The organism is Shewanella sp. ANA-3 (genome assembly GCF_000203935.1).
In the GTDB taxonomy this organism is placed as follows: Bacteria; Pseudomonadota; Gammaproteobacteria; order Enterobacterales; family Shewanellaceae; genus Shewanella.
The window spans coordinates 184,803-203,941 of the sequence record NC_008577.1; the positions used below are offsets into that span (position 1 = coordinate 184,803).

General features: G+C 50.1%; 10 protein-coding genes. 9 read left to right on the forward strand and 1 reads right to left on the reverse strand.

All coding sequences use genetic code 11. The features are described from left to right. Positions 1-2 precede the first annotated feature (2 nt). Positions 3-764: a type II secretion system protein N gene (locus tag SHEWANA3_RS00845; protein ID WP_011624783.1), complete on the forward strand. Its 762-nt coding sequence runs from the start codon at positions 3-5 to the stop codon at positions 762-764. A gap of 63 nt (positions 765-827) precedes the next feature. On the opposite strand, the gene yrfG is transcribed toward SHEWANA3_RS00845, so the two are convergent. Then, on the reverse strand, positions 828-1,490 hold the full coding sequence (gene yrfG, locus SHEWANA3_RS00850) for a GMP/IMP nucleotidase (RefSeq protein ID WP_011715432.1): 663 nt from the start codon (positions 1,488-1,490) through the stop codon (positions 828-830). Between the two features lie 120 nt (positions 1,491-1,610). On the opposite strand from yrfG, the gene SHEWANA3_RS00855 reads away from it, so the two are divergent. The 8 genes from SHEWANA3_RS00855 (at position 1,611) to cysQ (ending at position 19,134) form a co-directional block, all read left to right on the forward strand. Continuing rightward, positions 1,611-2,210: an aspartyl/asparaginyl beta-hydroxylase domain-containing protein gene (locus SHEWANA3_RS00855; protein ID WP_041412481.1), complete on the forward strand. Its 600-nt coding sequence runs from the start codon at positions 1,611-1,613 to the stop codon at positions 2,208-2,210. Continuing rightward, positions 2,188-4,200: a phytanoyl-CoA dioxygenase family protein gene (locus SHEWANA3_RS00860; protein ID WP_011715434.1), complete on the forward strand. Its 2,013-nt coding sequence runs from the start codon at positions 2,188-2,190 to the stop codon at positions 4,198-4,200. The genes SHEWANA3_RS00855 and SHEWANA3_RS00860 overlap by 23 nt, the downstream gene beginning before the upstream one ends. Continuing rightward, entirely contained in the window at positions 4,197-5,363 is a 1,167-nt protein-coding gene (locus tag SHEWANA3_RS00865; RefSeq protein ID WP_011715435.1) for a hypothetical protein, read from the forward strand. The genes SHEWANA3_RS00860 and SHEWANA3_RS00865 overlap by 4 nt, the downstream gene beginning before the upstream one ends. Continuing rightward, the gene (locus SHEWANA3_RS00870; RefSeq protein ID WP_011715436.1) at positions 5,350-5,838 is read left to right on the forward strand and encodes a GNAT family N-acetyltransferase; all 489 of its coding nucleotides are present in this window, start codon (positions 5,350-5,352) and stop codon (positions 5,836-5,838) included. Before SHEWANA3_RS00865 ends, SHEWANA3_RS00870 begins: the two co-directional genes overlap by 14 nt. 234 nt (positions 5,839-6,072) lie before the next feature. After that, positions 6,073-6,708, forward strand: a complete 636-nt coding sequence (locus tag SHEWANA3_RS00875; protein ID WP_011715437.1) for a tail fiber protein — start codon at positions 6,073-6,075, stop codon at positions 6,706-6,708. Between the two features lie 434 nt (positions 6,709-7,142). Continuing rightward, positions 7,143-17,462 (forward strand): putative Ig domain-containing protein, encoded by a 10,320-nt coding sequence (locus tag SHEWANA3_RS23090; protein ID WP_244096590.1) that lies wholly within the window; start codon positions 7,143-7,145, stop codon positions 17,460-17,462. Positions 17,463-17,699: 237 nt separating this feature from the next. Further along, complete coding sequence (gene nudE / locus SHEWANA3_RS00885) at positions 17,700-18,251, forward strand: ADP compounds hydrolase NudE (protein WP_011621002.1); 552 nt, start codon at positions 17,700-17,702, stop codon at positions 18,249-18,251. 70 nt (positions 18,252-18,321) lie between these two features. Beyond that, complete coding sequence (gene cysQ, locus SHEWANA3_RS00890; protein ID WP_011715439.1) at positions 18,322-19,134, forward strand: 3'(2'),5'-bisphosphate nucleotidase CysQ; 813 nt, start codon at positions 18,322-18,324, stop codon at positions 19,132-19,134. The last annotated feature ends 5 nt before the right edge of the window (positions 19,135-19,139 follow it).

Sequence of the window (19,139 nt, forward strand, 5' to 3'; positions counted from 1 at the left end):
CTGTGAGTTTGATAAAAAAAATCATTATAGGTGTACTGGTTTATTTAGTGTTTTTGCTGGCGTTATTTCCCGCCAGTGTCGCTGTGCGCCTCGCACCACTGCCTGCAAACGTAGGGATTTCTGGGGTGAGCGGCAGTATTTGGTCTGGCAGCATCGAAACCTTAAATTTGCAGCAACGCCAATTGGAACAAGTTCGCTGGGAGCTGAGCCCTTGGGCGTTGTTTTTGGGTAAAGTGAAGCTGGATTTTCAAGTGGGTAGCCGTGCAACCCCAGTGAGTGCCAAAGGGTTAATCACTTGGTCTATGGGCGGTATCAGCGCTCAAGGATTGCGTTTTGAGGCGCCCGATAGTTTCTTGATTGGCAATGCTAAACTGCCCTTTAGAACCGAAATTAACGGTGAAGTCAGCCTGCTGGTCGAAACCCTAGAACAAGGTAAACCTTGGTGCGAGCAGCTATCGGGCAAGTTGTTTTTAAATCAAACCAATGTGAAGAACCAATTCGGTAATTATCCACTGGGTAATATCGAGTTGGGGCTAAGTTGTGTTGAGGGTAAAGCCCAGCTCGCCACCGATGAGAGCAAAAACCAGTTGGGGATTATCGGCACGCTGCAGCTAGATGAAGGCAATATGGTTAAGGTTGCCGCTAAGATTAAAGAAACCAACGAACAGCCAGAAGATATGCGTAAATCCCTCGGGATGCTCGGCAAGCGTGGCAGCGATGGTTACTTCCCTGTGGTTTATCAGGGGCGTATTCCTGGGCTCTAATCTTCAGTAAGTTTGTGATTGATTCGATAAAGGCACCTTAGGGTGCCTTTTGTTTTTAAAGGATTAACCCGCTAGATCGGCAAACAGCAGGCGATAGTCGCTAATGGCCGGAAAATCATTGAAGGTTTTGGTCGGTTTCTGGCTATCGGGATTGCAGATCCCGAGCTGATGACCTACGCCCGCTAAGCGCGCTGCATTCAAAATAGGCTCGCTATCATCGATAAACAGGCAGCGCTCAGGCACTAGGGCGAATTTTTCAAATAGCGTTTGCCAAAATTGTGGGTGTTCCTTGGGATAACCTGTTTCATGGCTCGAAATCATCGCATCTAAGCCGCTTGCCAGTTCAGTGTGCTCCAGCTTAAGCGTAAGACTCTTAGGGTGGGCATTGGTGACTAAGATGCGTTTTTTACCCGCGGCGGCAAGGGCATCGAGAAATGGCATGCTGTCTTGGCGCAGCTGAATACGGTCAACTAAGTTACGGTGAAGCCCCATAATGTCGAGTTGTAACTCGGATTGCCAATAATCGAGGCAATACCAGTCGAGCGTGCCCGCGACTCTGCCGTAGGCTTCTTCTACCAGTTGTTGTGCCTGGCTCTGGCTTAATCCCCGTTGCTTGCTCAGCTCCTGCGGTACCAGACTCAACCAAAAATGGTTATCAAAGTGCAGGTCGAGCAGGGTGCCATCCATATCGAGCAGTACAGTATCAATCTTCTTCCAGTCAAACATGGGATGTCCTGTGTGGTTCACTCGGCTCAGAATGAGGTTTACATTAGCCTATCTTGTCAGCATGACACTTTGTGCTAGGCTTGATTAATTCGTTTTTGTCTAAAAATGAGACACTTGGATATGGATATCTGCTCATTTGCCTTACTTACCCAAGCCCCGAATATCACTAGTTTACAGCAAGAACTCACTTCTTTGTTGCAGCATGAGTGGTTGCCGCACATAAACCAGCGGGATTATCACGCGGGCTCGCAGGGTGGTTGGGATGTGTTGGCCCTACGCTGCGCCGAGGAATATCGAGTCGCGCACCCTATTTTGCAGGCCTTTTCAATTAGTGCCGCAACAGATTGGGATAACTTGCCCTCATTAGAATCGAGCCCCGTGCTGCTGCAGTTTATTCAATCCCTTGCTTGCTCGGTTAAATCGGTACGCTTAATGCGTTTACACGCTGGTGCTGAAATCAAACCCCATAGGGATCAAGGCTTATCCCTAGAGCAAGGCGAAGCAAGATTGCATCTTCCCATTCAAACCCACGCCCAACTGCATTTTTATGTGGACGATAAGCGTGTGCCTATGCAGGCGGGGGAGCTGTGGTATATCAATGCCGACCAAACCCATTGGGTCGCGAACAAAGGTGTGGAGGCCAGAATCAATTTGGTGATCGACTGTGAAGTCAACTCGTGGTTAAAGGAGCTTATCCATGATGCCAAGATCAAAGCCTGATGCAGGGCAGCGCGAGGCGCTTTTGAGATTAAAGCTGTTTGCACAGGCGCTACTGCAATCTCACTCTGCGGGGGAGGCTAAGCGGCTTATCGATCCAATGCTGGCGCAGTTATGCCAATTGACAGGGTTGGAGCTGCACCCGGCGTTGTTTCTCGATACTGAGGCCAGCATGACCCCTTTTGGCAAGGCGGTATCTCCAACAACTGCGGCGCAATGTGCAGAAGATCCCGAGCGTAGCAGAGTGTTTATTCAGGGAATTCATCAAGCGATACAGGACAAACTTAAAGCTAACTCGAACCAACCAGTGCACATACTCTATGCCGGAACCGGGCCTTTTGCTTGGTTAATTTTGGCCCTATTACCGCTATTTACGGCTAAGCAAGTGCGAGTAACCATACTCGACATTCATCGAGCGTCATTGGAGAGTGTGGAAAAGCTACTGGCATATTTCGATGTAGCGGATCGTGTCGATGCGCTTATCTGTGCTGACGCTACGCTTTGGCGGCCAGCATCAACACAAGCCTTTGATCTAATTATTTCTGAAACCATGAAACACCTGCTGCAACAGGAACCGCAGGTACAGATTTTTAGCCATCTACAGCATTTTTTAGCAGAGGATGGATGTTTGATCCCCGAGTCGATTGAGTTGGATGCGTGGCTCGAGCTAAAAGAGCAGCCGCCAATATATTTGGGCCCTTTATTCTGTCTCGATTTAGCCCATGCCCGCTTGCTCGCTCAAGGTGACAGAAGTGGGTTAGCGGGGAGCTTATTGTTACCCGATTATGATCCTCAACCCATAAACCTAAAATTGACGACAAAAATCAGGGTCTATGGCGAACACCAATTACTTGAAAATCAATCACAATTAACCCTATCTCAATATAAAAAATCCCTGTGGCTTAAACCACTGAGTCGAGTGGACTTTAGCTACGAGCTGGGAACCTATCCCGATTTTATCTTCCAATATCAGCAGCAGAAATTGCCACTTGTTGGCAGTGAGGATTTGAGTTGTTTGGGGATTTATCACTTGCAGCGACTATGGCAAAAAATTCAGTTGCAAAAGCGTGGACAGGTCAATGAGGTTACTGAGAGAGAATGGAACCTAGATAAAGCGCTGCTGGATTTGTGCGGCATTGGATTAGAGCCTGGGATGAAGGCGCTCTATCAATATGATACACAGGCTGATTTTATCGCCTTCGTTCAAAGGCAAACTCAGCTGACTACAGCGGATATCGTTGGCATCAATCAGCGATTGCGTGCCTTATCCCAAGCTGAGCCAGAAAGCGGCAATACAGAGCTAGCTTATGGTGCAGCTTTACCTCAAGTGCTTACCGACGCCCAACTCTCCTCTTGGCAACGGGAAGGTTATATAGTCATCCCGCAAGTGTTGTCAAAAGCGCAATGTGCGGCGAGTCGAGCCGTGATTTGGCAGCAGCTTGGCGCGAATGAAAATGATCCATCAACTTGGTACCAGTCCCATGAGTTGATGCAGAAAATCATGCTGCAGTTATTTCGTCATCCCATCCTCGATGCCAATCGGCAAACACCGCTAATCCGCCAAGTCTTTGAACAATTATGGCAGCGTACCGATTTAGTGATGACAACTGATAGAGTGAGTTTTAATCCTCCTGAAACGCCCACTTGGCAGTTTCCTGGCCCCAATATGCATTGGGACATGCCACTGCAACTACCTGTGCCATTTGGGACTCAAGGATTGATTTATCTGACAGATACCCCTGCCGAGCAGGGGGCATTTTGTTGTGTTCCCGGCTTTCACCTCAAAATAGAAACCTGGCTACAGGAACGAAACAAGACTGATATTGAGTTGCAGCAACAGCGTTGGGAGGAGTGGTCCATTAAACCCATTGCGGCAAATGCAGGGGATTTAATTATTTGGCACCATGCATTGCCCCATGGACCGACGCCAAATCGAGGCCTGTTACCCCGCATGGTGCAGTACATTAACTTCTACCCAATGGCTAGCCAATGATTGATATTCATGAACAGCAGCAACGCTATTGGCAATTGCTGCATCAGCCTGAATCATTGTTTTTACTGCATCAAGCGCAGGATGTTGAGCATTTTATTACTTTGATGGCCGACTTCCTCAATTGGCCCGAGCTAAATTTAGAGCAGATGCTGGCATTTATTGCCTTGCAGCAACAAGGCTTCATTCCGGATTTAGCACGCTTTAGCCAAGTTTGGTTTCCTTCTCGTTATCATGCTCAAACCAAAACAACCAGTTGGGTTCCTGTCTTTCAGCGGTTATCAAAGCCTTTCTTGGAGGACGATATCTGCGATGCTCGCCGTGGTTTACTGGCCAGTTTTATCCAACCTCAAACCTTGCTCGAACCCTTACTATCCCAACGCGAAAGTCTGCCTTCGATCAATCCGAATTTGATGATTTTCCATTGGTCCCGTTGTGGGTCAACACTGGTTTCTAGCAGTTTTTCCCTACTCAAAACGTGCCGAGTGTTATCCGAATCTATGCTCTGCAGCGATGTGATGCACCATGATGCTTGGCCTTCGAGCTTAATACCGCAGCTGGTGGATTTATGTTTAAGGCTACAAGGGCGGTTGAGGCCTGATGAGTGTGAGCTAGTGATCAAGTGGAATGCGTGGGATTTAGCTTGTTGGCCCATGTTGCTAGAACTCTATCCTGATAGTCGAGTGCTATGTCTGATGCGCCATCCCAGAGATATTTTGGCTTCGCATCAACGAGAGGCTGGGATGCATATGGCGGGACGGGTGAAGGCTGTATTCCCCTATTCATTGCCGCTTAGTGAAAACACGCATGGTGAGCTTAGTTTAGACGTATTTCGAATGGGTGTGTTACATGGTTTTACCCAGCAAACCGCTGCACTTTATCAATCAAGTCGTTGCATCTTAATGGATTATCAACAATTAAATGCACTTAAACCCAGCATACTTTCGGCCATTCTAGACTGGCCGTTAGCTGAAGAAGATATCGAGCACTGGCAACACCACTGGCGCTTTGATGTTAAGCGGCAAGGGCAATTGTTTGTGCCCATGGTACCCGCGCAATCTACCCTATTAAATGAATCACAAACTATCTCATGGCAGCTGTTATTGAATGCTTATGAGCAACTGTTGCAACCTTTAGCTCGAGAAAAAAACCATGATGCTAGCTGAGTTAAATCCATTAACTGGCTTGAGTATTAAGCCTGCTAACGCAAACGATAACCTATTTATGGCCGAGCTTTTTTATTCGACTAAAACCTTCTTCTATGAGCTTGGTTTACCCCTTGATATCGCACAGAACATGTTGGAGCAACAATATCGGCTGCAACAAGTCTCCTATCGGGAACAATATCCACATGCCATCAGCTACATTTTGTTTTATCAGCAACAAGCGGTCGGCAAACTGATGCTCGATCTTAATGAGCATAGGGTTCATCTTGTTGATTTTATTATTACGCCAAGCATGCGAGGCCGCGGTTTAGGCTCTGCGGTATTGGAGGCGGTTAAGCTTGAGGCGAGCCAACGTCAGTTGCCTGTTCATTTATCAGTAGAGAGTGAAAATACTCAAGCTAAATCACTCTATTTACGGCATGGATTTCAGTTTCAAAGCAGTTCCGAAACCTATGAGTCAATGCAGTGGCCTTAAACGTCGGCTGATAATTTACACAAAATTATTTCTGCTTAATTGTGTTTGCCGATTTTTCAGATATGTTTAGTTGTAACTAAGCTGTTTTAATTGTGTTGCATAATACCCTCCCCAATGTGTGATGCGGATGATGTTGTAATCAGCAGAAGGAACTCGCTGTCGATTAATTGTCGTGAGTAATTAAACCATTAAAAGACGTTACATAGACAAAATCGTTATTTAAGGAGAAATACAATGGCAGATCCATTTATTGGAGAAATCCGCATGTTCGCTGGTACTTTCGCTCCGCGTGGCTGGGCGCTTTGCAATGGACAGTTACTGGCCATTTCCACCTACACCGCGCTCTTCTCTCTTCTGGGTACAAACTATGGTGGCAATGGCACCACAACCTTTGGATTGCCTAATCTGCAAAGTCGTACTCCTGTGGGTACTGGAACTGGGGGAGGTTTGACAACAGTTGTTCTCGGGCAGAGCTCGGGTGCTGAGAACATCAATCTCACAACCAATCAGCTACCTATTCATACACCAACAGCTACTTTCACTGGCAATGCAAGTAGTGTGGCAGCAACTGTTGATGTTGCTACCACTACGGCCACTGCAATGGTTCCTCCGGCAACGGGCGCAACTACCTACCTCTCTGCTACGACAGCTAAGGCGGGGCCTGCAAATGTTGCGTTTAATGGGTTGTTTACTGGTACGGCGCCAGACTCTACAAAGGCCAGCCTCGGTGGAGTGCAGGGTAGCGTAACACCTACAGGCACAGTAACCGTTGGTCCTGTCGGCGGGGGGCTGCCTGTCGGAATTCGCAATCCCTATCTGGGAATGAATTTTATTATCGCGTTGGAGGGTATTTATCCGTCGCGTAATTAACGGCGGATAATTGCTATTAAAATATCTTAGTAATCTAGAGAGGAAAACCTTCTGGAGTACTAGATTTTAGCTTCTTGAATTAAATCAAATTCCTCGTGCACAGCTTTAAGGAACTTAGTATGTCACGCTGCAAAACAGGTTATCCCGATGACCGATATCAAACTTCTGCTTGTAGATTTGTCATAATAAATACGGGCATTAAGTGGATCGCTCGGCTGTGTTTTGCAGCAGTCGCATTACTCAGTATAAATGGCTATGCAGCCTCAATTCCTTCCAATGTCACTATAGACTTTAATTCTTCTGGTTTTATTGAGAGTGCAGATCATGGATCAAATGTTTTTACACAGGGTGACTTTAAAATAACTTACAGCGCCGCTAACTGGTTTCAGGATACGGATGATGGTCAGAGTAATTCTGCCGGGGTATTTGCAGGTATGTATTCTGGAGTTGAAACAATTACTGTCGAAACCACCTCGGGCAATGAATTTGACTTCGTTAGTTTTTACATCAATGCATTTGGTGGTGGTTTTGCCTCGGTTGAGGGCTTTAGAGACGGATCATCTGTGGGGACTCAAAGTACTGGGTCAGGATTTGGTCAGGCTAATGGCTCATTTACTGTAACGTTAAACAACAATCCCTTTGATAATGTTGACAAGGTAGTTATTACTTCAAATAGCGGCGGTTATTTTGATATATTTGATAGCTTCGTATTTAATACGGTTCCTGATATCACCCCTCCCACTGTCAGCTCTGTTAATTCCAGTACTGCAAATGGCACCTACAAATTAGGTGATGTTATAACTGTTCAAGTCAACTTCAGTGAAAATGTGAACGTGACTGGCACTCCGCAGTTGACGTTGGAGACAGGCTCGACAGACCGCACAATCAATTACACTAGTGGCACGGGTACAAGCACACTCAATTTTAGCTATACGGTGCAGGCAGGCGATACCAGTGCTGATCTGGACTATGTAACTACCAACTCACTTACGCTCAATGGTGGCACCATCAGAGATGCGGCAAGTAATAATGCAACTCTGACTCTAGCTTCACCCGGCGCGGCCAACTCTCTGGGAGTAAATAAAGCCCTGGTGATTGATGGTGTTGTGCCCACAGTGGCCTCGGCCAATTCCAGTACAGCCAATGGCACTTATAAAGTGGGCGATAACATCAGTATTCAAGTTAACTTTAGTGAAGTGGTGAATGTCACTGGTACGCCGCAATTAACCCTTGAAACAGGCACAACAGATCGAACGATTAATTATGCGAGCGGTAGCGGTTCAAGCACACTTACGTTTAGCTACACCATCCAGTCTGGTGATAACTCTTCCGATCTGGATTATGTCGCAACCACCTCATTGTCGTTAAATGGCGGTACCATTCGCGATGCGGCTACCAACAACGCAACCCTGACGCTGGCTTCACCCGGAACGGCTAATTCATTAGGCGCTAACAAAGCCTTGGTGGTGGATGGTGTCGTGCCCTCTGTGACCAGTACTGCCCCAAGTGGTGGAGCAGTATCCACTGATACCAGTGTTGATTTCACCGTGAACTTCAGTGAGTCTGTCAGCAATATTTCCACTGACGATTTCGCTTTGGGAACTACGGGTAGTGCAACAGGCACGATTGCTAGTGTATCTGCTGGTTCGGGCTCCAGTGTGACAGTGACGGTGAGTGGTATTACTGGCAATGGCACGATAAAGCTCAACCTGAATGGTTCCACCAATATTTCTGATCCGGCTGGCAATGCTGGCCCAGCAGCTTATACCAGTGGCACGCCCCATACGGTAGCCATTCCAACTGCACCGGATGCACCCACCATAGGGGTTGCAACAGCGGGTGATGGACAGGTTTCCGTCGCCTTTACTGCACCGTCCAATAACGGCGGCTCGGCGATTACTGGTTACACCGTGACATCCAGCCCTGATGGTATTACTGCTGGTGGTAATGGATTTACGTCTTCTCCGATAACAGTAACTGGCCTGACAAACGGCACCGCCTATACCTTTACGGTAACTGCGACCAATGCCATAGGCACCAGTGCAGCCTCCGCTACCTCTGGTTCCTCGACTCCGATGACTGATCAGACTATTACCTTTGCAAATCCCGGTGCACAGAACTTTGGTAGCAGTCCAACCCTGAGCGCAACTTCCACGTCGGGGTTAACCGTCAGTTTTAGTTCATCGACTACCGGGGTTTGTACGGTCAATAGCACAACATTGACATTTGTTACTGCTGGCTCTTGTACCATTGATGCTGATCAAGTCGGTGATGGCTCTACCCATGCGGCAACCACTGTCAGCAGAACCTTTACAGTAAATGCTGTGGTGCCTGGAGCTCCAACGATTGGCACTGCCACCGCTGGGGATACTCAGGCATCGATTAGCTTTATTGCACCCGCAAGTTTTGGCGGTGCTGCAATTACTGGCTATACAGCCACTGCCAACCCTGGCGGTGCTACTGGGACTGGTGCTGGCTCACCCATTACGGTTACTGGCCTGACAAATGGCGTGTCTTATACCTTTACGGTCACTGCGACCAACTCGGCGGGAACAGGTTCTGCCTCGGCTGCATCCAATTCCATTACGCCAGCGTCACCGCAAACTATTACCTTTGCTAACCCTGGCGCGCAAAGTTTTGGTACTTCGCCGATGTTGACAGCAACAGCTGATTCCGGTTTGACTGTCGCCTTTACTTCATCCACTACCAGTGTTTGTACGGTCAATAGCACAACATTGACATTTGTGACTGCTGGCTCCTGCACTATTAATGCGGACCAGCCTGGCAATTCTGCCTATCTACCTGCTCATCAAGTATCCCGGACCTTTACGGTTAATCCTGCCTTGCCTGGAGCGCCTACCAGTGTTGCTGCTATAGCTGGGGATACCCAGGCTAGTGTGTCCTTTACGGATCCTGTTAATACAGGTGGAACTTCCATTACCGGATATACTGTTAGTGTCAGTCCGCCTGATGTATTGCCAGTGAATGGGGTAGGTTCCCCTATTGTCGTGAATGGTTTAACCAATGGTCAGGCCTATACTTTTACTGTAAGGGCTGATAATGCGGCAGGTACTGGCCCAGCGTCAGTTGTATCAAACTCTATTACTCCCAAAGCAAGCCAGACCATTACTTTCAATAACCCCGGTGCGCAGAACTTTGGTTCGACGCCAACATTTAGCGCTACTTCAGATTCAGGTTTAACGCCAACTTTTACCTCATCCACAATGGGTGTTTGTGCCATCACCAATGATGGGGCTATGACCTTTTTGACAGTTGGTACCTGTACCATCAATGCAGACCAGTCTGGTAATGCCAGTTATTTGCCTGCGGCTCAGGTCAGTCGTTCCTTTATTGTGAGTGCAGTAGCCCCTGGTGCGCCAACCATTGGTACCGCGACAGCGGGTGATGCTCAAGCCTCAGTGAGTTTTACCGCTCCAGGATTTAGTGGTGGCGCGCCCATTAGTGGATATACCTTAGTCTCGATTCCTGGCGGCATTACTGCATCGGGCGGCTCTTCGCCCATTGTTATCTCTGGATTAACCAACGGTACTTCCTATTCATTTACTGTAGCTGCGACAAATTCGGCTGGTTTAGGTAGTGCCTCATCGGCGAGTAACACGGTAAAACCCAATGGCGCACCAGTCATTAATGGCACACCAACGTTAACCGTTAACCAAGGTGTGTCATACAGCTACACCTTGGTGGCGATGGACAGCGATGTGGGCGATAGTCTGACTCTCAGTGCGGTCACACTCCCAAGCTGGCTAAACTTTAATGCGGCGACGGGCGTGCTGAGTGGTACGCCAAGTAACGCGAACGTGGGCAGTCATGCGGTACTGTTACGCGCCACGGATGTGGATGGCTTGACGGCAGACCAAAGCTTTACGATAGTGGTGGCAAACGTAAACGATGCGCCGACTATCAGTTCGACGGCGTTAACGAGTGCAACCCAAGATGCGGCCTATAGCTACACCTTGGTGGCGATGGACAGCGATGTAGGTGACAGTCTGACTCTCAGCGCAGTCACACTCCCAAGCTGGCTGAGCTTTAATGCGGCGACAGGCGTGCTGAGTGGTACCCCGACTAACGCGAACGTGGGCAGTCATGCGGTGGTGCTACGTGCCACGGACGGGGATGGTCTGACGATTGACCAGAGCTTTACGATTGTGGTGACAAACGTCAACGATGCACCGACTATCAGCTCGACGGCGTTAACGAGTGCGACCCAGGATGCAGCCTATAGCTACACCTTGGTCGCAACAGACAGCGACGTGGGCGACAGTCTGACCTTAAGCGCAGTCACACTCCCAAGCTGGCTGAGCTTTAATGCGGCGACAGGCGTGCTGAGTGGTACCCCAACTAACGCGAACGTGGGCAGTCATGCGGTACTGTTACGCGCCACGGACGGGGATGGTCTGACGATTGACCAGAGCTTTACGATTGTGGTGGCAAACGTAAACGATGCGCCGACTATCAGTTCGACGGCGTTAACGAGTGCAACCCAAGATGCGGCCTATAGCTACACCTTGGTGGCGATGGACAGCGATGTAGGTGACAGTCTGACTCTCAGCGCAGTCACACTCCCAAGCTGGCTGAGCTTTAATGCGGCGACAGGCGTGCTGAGTGGTACCCCAACTAACGCGAACGTGGGCAGTCATGCGGTACTGTTACGCGCCACGGACGGGGATGGTCTGACGATTGACCAGAGCTTTACGATAGTGGTGGCAAACGTAAACGATGCGCCGACTATCAGTTCGACGGCGTTAACGAGTGCAACCCAAGATGCGGCCTATAGCTACACCTTGGTGGCGATGGACAGCGATGTAGGTGACAGTCTGACTCTCAGCGCAGTCACACTCCCAAGCTGGCTGAGCTTTAATGCGGCGACAGGCGTGCTGAGTGGTACCCCAACTAACGCGAACGTGGGCAGTCATGCGGTACTGTTACGCGCCACGGACGGGGATGGTCTGACGATTGACCAGAGCTTTACGATTGTGGTGACAAACGTCAACGATGCACCGACTATCAGTTCGACGGCGTTAACGAGTGCGACCCAGGATGCAGCCTATAGCTACACCTTGGTCGCAACAGACAGCGACGTGGGAGACAGTCTCACCTTAAGTGCCGTGACCTTACCAAGCTGGCTGAACTTTAATGCGGCGACAGGCGTGCTGAGTGGTACCCCAACTAACGCGAACGTGGGCAGTCATGCGGTGGTGCTACGTGCCACGGACGGGGATGGTCTGACGATTGACCAGAGCTTTACGATTGTGGTGGCGAACGTCAACGATGCACCGACTATCAGTTCAACGGCGTTAACGAGTGCAACCCAGGATGCGGCCTATAGCTACACCTTGGTAGCGACGGACAGCGATGTGGGCGACAGTCTGACCTTAAGCGCAGTCACACTCCCAAGCTGGCTGAGCTTTAATGCGGCGACAGGCGTGCTGAGTGGTACCCCAACTAACGCGAACGTGGGCAGTCATGCGGTACTGTTACGCGCCACGGATGTGGATGGCTTGACGGCAGACCAAAGCTTTACGATAGTGGTGGCAAACGTCAACGATGCACCGACTATCAGCTCGACGGCGTTAACGAGTGCAACCCAGGATGCGGCCTATAGCTACACCTTGGTAGCGACGGACAGCGATGTGGGCGACAGTCTGACCTTAAGCGCAGTCACACTCCCAAGCTGGCTGAGCTTTAATGCGGCGACAGGCGTGCTGAGTGGTACCCCAACTAACGCGAACGTGGGCAGTCATGCGGTGGTGCTACGTGCCACGGACGGGGATGGTCTGACGATTGACCAGAGCTTTACGATTGTGGTGGCAAACGTAAACGATGCGCCGACTATCAGTTCGACGGCGTTAACGAGTGCAACCCAAGATGCGGCCTATAGCTACACCTTGGTGGCGATGGACAGCGATGTAGGTGACAGTCTGACCTTAAGCGCAGTCACACTCCCAAGCTGGCTGAGCTTTAATGCGGCGACAGGCGTGCTGAGTGGTACCCCAACTAACGCGAACGTGGGCAGTCATGCGGTGGTGCTACGTGCCACGGACGGGGATGGTCTGACGATTGACCAGAGCTTTACGATTGTGGTGACAAACGTCAACGATGCACCGACTATCAGCTCGACGGCGTTAACGAGTGCGACCCAGGATGCAGCCTATAGCTACACCTTGGTCGCAACAGACAGCGACGTGGGCGACAGTCTGACCTTAAGCGCAGTCACACTCCCAAGCTGGCTGAGCTTTAATGCGGCGACAGGCGTGCTGAGTGGTACCCCAACTAACGCGAACGTGGGCAGTCATGCGGTACTGTTACGCGCCACGGACGGGGATGGTCTGACGATTGACCAGAGCTTTACGATTGTGGTGGCAAACGTAAACGATGCGCCGACTATCAGTTCGACGGCGTTAACGAGTGCAACCCAAGATGCGGCCTATAGCTACACCTTGGTAGCGACGGACAGCGATGTAGGTGACAGTCTGACTCTCAGCGCAGTCACACTCCCAAGCTGGCTGAGCTTTAATGCGGCGACAGGCGTGCTGAGTGGTACCCCAACTAACGCGAACGTGGGCAGTCATGCGGTACTGTTACGCGCCACGGACGGGGATGGTCTGACGATTGACCAGAGCTTTACGATTGTGGTGACAAACGTCAACGATGCACCGACTATCAGTTCGACGGCGTTAACGAGTGCAACCCAAGATGCGGCCTATAGCTACACCTTGGTAGCGACGGACAGCGATGTAGGTGACAGTCTGACTCTCAGCGCAGTCACACTCCCAAGCTGGCTGAGCTTTAATGCGGCGACAGGCGTGCTGAGTGGTACCCCAACTAACGCGAACGTGGGCAGTCATGCGGTACTGTTACGCGCCACGGACGGGGATGGTCTGACGATTGACCAGAGCTTTACGATTGTGGTGACAAACGTCAACGATGCACCGACTATCAGTTCGACGGCGTTAACGAGTGCGACCCAGGATGCAGCCTATAGCTACACCTTGGTCGCAACAGACAGCGACGTGGGCGACAGTCTCACCTTAAGTGCCGTGACCTTACCAAGCTGGCTGAACTTTAATGCGGCGACAGGCGTGCTGAGTGGTACCCCAACTAACGCGAACGTGGGCAGTCATGCGGTGGTGCTACGTGCCACGGACGGGGATGGTCTGACGATTGACCAGAGCTTTACGATTGTGGTGGCAAACGTTAACGATGCACCAACCATCAGCTCAACCGCACTCACCAGTGCCACTCAAGATGCGGCATACAGCTACACCTTGGTCGCGACGGACAGTGATGTGGGCGACAGTGTCACGTTAAGTGCCGTCACACTCCCAAGTTGGCTGAGCTTCAATGTGGCGACGGGCGTCCTGAGTGGTACCCCAAGTAACGCTAACGTGGGCAGTCATGCGGTATTGCTACGCGCCACGGATGTGGATGGTTTAACCGCAGACCAGAGTTTTACGATTGTGGTGGCTAATGTTAACGATGCGCCAATTGCGACCAATCAGACTGTGACTCTTGAGGAAGATAGTTCGCTGATGATCACGCTTGCCGCTGAGGATGTCGATAATGATCCTCTGACCTATGAGATCACCGCGCAACCTGCCTCTGGTACCTTAGAGCAACATGGTAGTGTCTGGCTCTATACGCCTGAGAAGGATTTTAATGGTACTGATTCTATTGGCTTTATTGCTAAAGATGCAGAGTTAAGCTCAGAGCCTGCGACTGTCACCATTACGGTTACGCCAGTGAACGACGATCCTCAAGCTGTCGATGACAGCTATACCTTAACCAGTACCCCCAATGACACCTATACACTGACCGTATTGGCAAATGATGTGGATGTTGATGGGGACACCCTAACGATTGATGGCGCTGCTGCAGATATTGGCAGTGTGCAAATCACCTCAGATGGGCTCAGTTTTACCGCGCCCGAGGCTTATGTGGGGCCTGTGGCTCTGCGTTATACCATCAGCGATGGTCACAAAGGGCGGGCAACCGCCAAAGTGAATGTGCTGATTGAAGGCACTGACTCAGCGAGTCAACCCGTGATCACTCTACCTGATGATGTTGAGGTGAATGCGACTGGCCTGTTTACGCGGGTGAAACTCGGTTTTGCCAAGGCGGTTGACCGTAATGGCCATCCATTGCCTGTGTCGCTGGTGAATAAGAGCTTGTTCTTCGCCCCTGGCAACTACTTAGCCTATTGGCAGGCAGTGGATGGCGAGGGTAATAAGGCGATTAAAGCGCAGAAAGTCAAAGTCAATCCATTGATTTCACTGAGCAAAGATCAAGTGGTAGCCGAAGGTAACCAAGTGACTGTGAGTGTTCATCTCAATGGTGAGGCGCCGAGTTATCCGCTGAGTATTCCATTCACAGTATCCGGTTCAGCCGATAGCAGCGACCATGATTTGGTTGATGGTGTTGTCGAGATAACCTCGGGACAGATGGCGGAAATCCACTTTACTACCCTGAATGATGGTGTGACCGAAGGGGATGAAGAGGTGCTTATCAGCCTAGATCCAAGCTTGAATCTTGGTAGTAAGCAGCAGACCCAAGTTGTGATTACCGAAGCTAATATTGCACCACAGGTCAGTTTGGCGGTGACTCAAGCTGGCCAGCAGCAAGTCATTGTCGCGCAAAATAGCGGTGATGTGCATATCCGTGCCACAGCATCCGATGCCAATGAGCAAGATACATTAACGCTGACGTGGGCAAGCGGCGCGCTAAGTTTGCAAGCGGATTCGACAGGCATGGCATTCTCTCCAGCAGCGGTGACTCCGGGGATTTATCCCGTGAGCCTAACTGCCACCGATGATGGTTCGCCTGTGCTGTCTAGTACCGAAACAGTGTACATCGTAGTGCGTCCAAGTTTAGCCGCATTGACGAGTGCCGATACGGATGGCGATTTAATCCCCGATGTTCAAGAAGGCTATAGCGATAGCGATAGCGATGGTATTCCGGATTATTTGGATGCGAATAACGACTGTAATGTGATGCCTGAAGGTGAATTGCAGCCAGTTTACTTCTTGGCCGAAGGGCAGGCGGGCGTCTGTTTACGTTTAGGGAATATTGCCCTAAGACGTGGGCAGAGCGGCATGCAGCTACAACCTGAAGTCGTGACTGAAGATGCTTTAGCAGCCAATGTTGGTGGTATTTTCGACTTTATCGCGACGGGCCTACCACAACAGGGCCAAAGCTATAGCTTAGTATTACCACAACGCTCGCCCGTTCCTGCGAATGCCGTCTATCGCAAGTTCAATGCTCAAGCGGGCTGGCGAGACTTTGTGATTGATGCAAACAACACTGTTGCCAGTACCGAAGGTGAGCGTGGTTTCTGCCCTCCACCGGGGGATAGCCGTTGGACGCCGGGATTAACCGAAGGCCATTGGTGTGTGCAGTTAACCATCGAAGACGGCGGCCCTAACGATGATGATGGTGTGGCTAACCGTACTATTGTTGACCCAAGTGGCGTGGCTGTGATGCTCAATGGTAACCACTTGCCCGTCGCCAATCCCGACTCGGCAGCAATTGCCTGGAACCAAAGTATCGATGTGAACGTGCTTGCCAACGATACGGATAGTGATGGGGATAGTTTGAGCATCACTCAAGTGATTAGTGAGTTTGGTACTGCCACAGTGTTAGCGGACCAACGGATCAGTTACACGCCGGCGGCAGACTTTATCGGCACCGATGTGTTGGTATATAGCATTACCGATGGCAAAGGTGGTACGGCAAGTAGTGAGTTGACGATAGTGGTAAATGGCAACACAGCACCTGTGACTGTCGACGATAGCGCCGCCACCGATGATCGCACCAGCTTGCTTATCGACGTGCTGAGTAATGACACCGATGTGGATGGTAATACGTTGACTCTGTTAAGTGCGACGGCTCAACAAGGCGCCGTGACTATCGAAGCGAATAAACTGCGCTATATCCCTAAAACAGGATTCGATGGCGTGGATACCGTGACCTATAGGATTAGCGACGGCCAAGGTGGTGAAGCGACAGGACAAGTGCTTATCACAGTGAAAGCCTATCAAGAGGTCATTATCGATAATAAGTCAGGAGGTGGCAGTATGACCTTATGGGGGTTGGCATTCATCTTAGCGTGCGCCATGTTGCGCCGCCGAGAGTTACAGCGATTTGCTTTAGGCAGCCTGTTATTGCTCAGTGTGACGCAACAGGCACAGGCAACAGACTGGTATGTTGAGGGTTTCATTGGCCAAGCGCAGGCCGATAAAACTCTGCCTGAGTTGAACGTCCAAGTCGGAGAGGGACAGCTCATCAACGTCGATGACTCGGATACCGCATTTGGGGTGAGTCTGGGTTATCAATGGACGCCGACCGTAGCGTTAGAACTGGGCTATGCAGATTTTGGTGAAGGAAGCGCGAAAATTAAGGGCGCAACTTTAACGCCGGAGCAATACCATGAGTTGGTGAAAACCGTCACCCCAGTGCTTGCCGATGGGGTCATGTTGGGCCTGAGATTCACCCTACTGCAGCATCAAGGTTGGCGCTTTGAAGTACCCGTTGGCTTGTTCCATTGGCAAGCCGATATTAGCAGTACCATGGGCAATACCAGGATCAAGACTGATTTGGATGGTACTGATTGGTATGCGGGAGTGCGTTTTAGTTACCAATTTAGTGATGCTTGGTCCGTGGGTTTAGGTTATCAATACATAGATATCGAACCGAATGATCTATTGAGTTATCAACTCAATTTGCGCTATCAGTTTTAGCGTATGTATACATCAAAAGGGGCTTAGCCCCTTTTTTGTTGGTGAATTTTCGCGGTAAAAAGCGAAAAGTTTTAACCGTTTCTCCTTTGTCTTGGCTGAGTATGTGATTTAAATCCCGTGGCTTGGGTGGTGGTCTTTGGAATAGCCGCACTAAATTCAGGTTGTAGATTAAAGACAGGATAGTAAGATTGTCACTTATCCTAGTTAGTTTGTTGCTATTTTTATCCAGGGGCAGTTATGTCGCAGCGGCACCATAAGCCGGAAATCTTACATACCGAAGTTGTCGCTAAGAGCCGCTTGTTTCAAATTGAACAGGTTCATCTTAAATTCTCCAACGGTGTCGAGCGCCAGTATGAGCGGATGAAGGGGGGTAGCCGAGGCGCTGTGATGGTGGTACCCATTCATCAAGGCAACATGCTGTTAGCCCGTGAATATGCCGCTGGAACAGATAATTACGAGCTAGGTTTTCCTAAGGGATTAATCGACCCTGGTGAGCAAGCTATCGAGGCGGCCAATCGAGAATTACAGGAAGAGATCGGTTTTGGGGCGCGTAAACTGACACTGTTGAAAGAACTTAGTCTTGCGCCGGGTTATTTCTCTAGCAAGATGCAAATTTTCATCGCAGAAGATCTATATGAAAGCCGCCTAGAAGGCGATGAGCCTGAACCCATAGATGTAGTGCCTTGGGCGTTGGCCGAGTGGGAAGCGTTACTCGATAATAGCGATTTTTCCGAATCTCGTAGTGTGAGCGCATTGTTTTTAGCGCAGAAACACCTACAACTTAAATAATCTTTTTCGTTAAAGCGTTCAGCAACTGAGTGCTTGTAAATCATTCGCGAAGTTTGCGATTGGAGTGGTTATGAAGCCAGAAGAGTTAATCGACGAGGTGATTGCGATAGCAACGGATGCGGGTCGCACTATTCGTGAGATTTACCTCAAGGGTAATTTTGAACGAGAAACCAAGTCTGATAATACCCCTGTCACCTCGGCGGACCTAGCGGCGAATCAGCTGATTTGTGAGCGCTTAGCCGCATTGACACCCGATATTCCTATCCTGTCCGAAGAGGCTGCCGATATTCCCCTAAGCGTGCGCGAAGGCTGGAAACGTTATTGGTTAGTCGATCCTCTCGATGGCACGGGGGAGTTTATTGCGGGCAGTGGTGACTTTTCGGTGATCATCGCGCTGGTGGAGCACAATCGTCCGGTAATGGGTGTTGTGTATGTGCCGATGACGCAGGTGTGTTATTACGCCATTGCGGGCTTAGGCGCCTATAAACGCACCGATAAGCAGGAAGTGCGTATCAGTAGTCGGCAAATTCAGCATCGTGAGCAAGTTTCTCTTAGGTTAGCTGTGAGTCGTCGTCAGGATCCCCAATCCGTGTTGACCCTGTTCAATCAGCCTAAGCATTGTGAGTTGGTGGTCATGGGCGGTGCGGCCCTGAAGAGTTGTCTGGTTGCCGAAGGGCGCGCCGATTGCTATGTGCGAGTCGGGCCAACGGGGGAGTGGGACACCGGTGCCGCGCAGATCATTATTGAGGAAGCGGGTGGCCAGCTCATGGATACCGAGCTGCAACCTTTAACCTACAACGAGCGTGAGACGCTTGAAAATCCTAACTTTATTGTTGTTGGTGCGCCCAATTTAGAGTGGGATAAAATTTTAATTGGTGAATAGTTTTA

What these genes read in the sequence shown, in the direction of transcription:
- yrfG (WP_011715432.1), bottom strand. Translation starts at nt 1,490, where the DNA reads ATGTTTGACTGGAAGAAGATTGATACTGTACTGCTCGATATGGATGGC.
- SHEWANA3_RS00860 (WP_011715434.1), top strand. Translation starts at nt 2,188, where the DNA reads ATGATGCCAAGATCAAAGCCTGATGCAGGGCAGCGCGAGGCGCTTTTG.
- SHEWANA3_RS00855 (WP_041412481.1), top strand. Translation starts at nt 1,611, where the DNA reads ATGGATATCTGCTCATTTGCCTTACTTACCCAAGCCCCGAATATCACT.
- SHEWANA3_RS23090 (WP_244096590.1), top strand. Translation starts at nt 7,143, where the DNA reads ATGTATTCTGGAGTTGAAACAATTACTGTCGAAACCACCTCGGGCAAT.
- SHEWANA3_RS00870 (WP_011715436.1), top strand. Translation starts at nt 5,350, where the DNA reads ATGATGCTAGCTGAGTTAAATCCATTAACTGGCTTGAGTATTAAGCCT.
- cysQ (WP_011715439.1), top strand. Translation starts at nt 18,322, where the DNA reads ATGAAGCCAGAAGAGTTAATCGACGAGGTGATTGCGATAGCAACGGAT.
- SHEWANA3_RS00865 (WP_011715435.1), top strand. Translation starts at nt 4,197, where the DNA reads ATGATTGATATTCATGAACAGCAGCAACGCTATTGGCAATTGCTGCAT.
- SHEWANA3_RS00875 (WP_011715437.1), top strand. Translation starts at nt 6,073, where the DNA reads ATGGCAGATCCATTTATTGGAGAAATCCGCATGTTCGCTGGTACTTTC.
- nudE (WP_011621002.1), top strand. Translation starts at nt 17,700, where the DNA reads ATGTCGCAGCGGCACCATAAGCCGGAAATCTTACATACCGAAGTTGTC.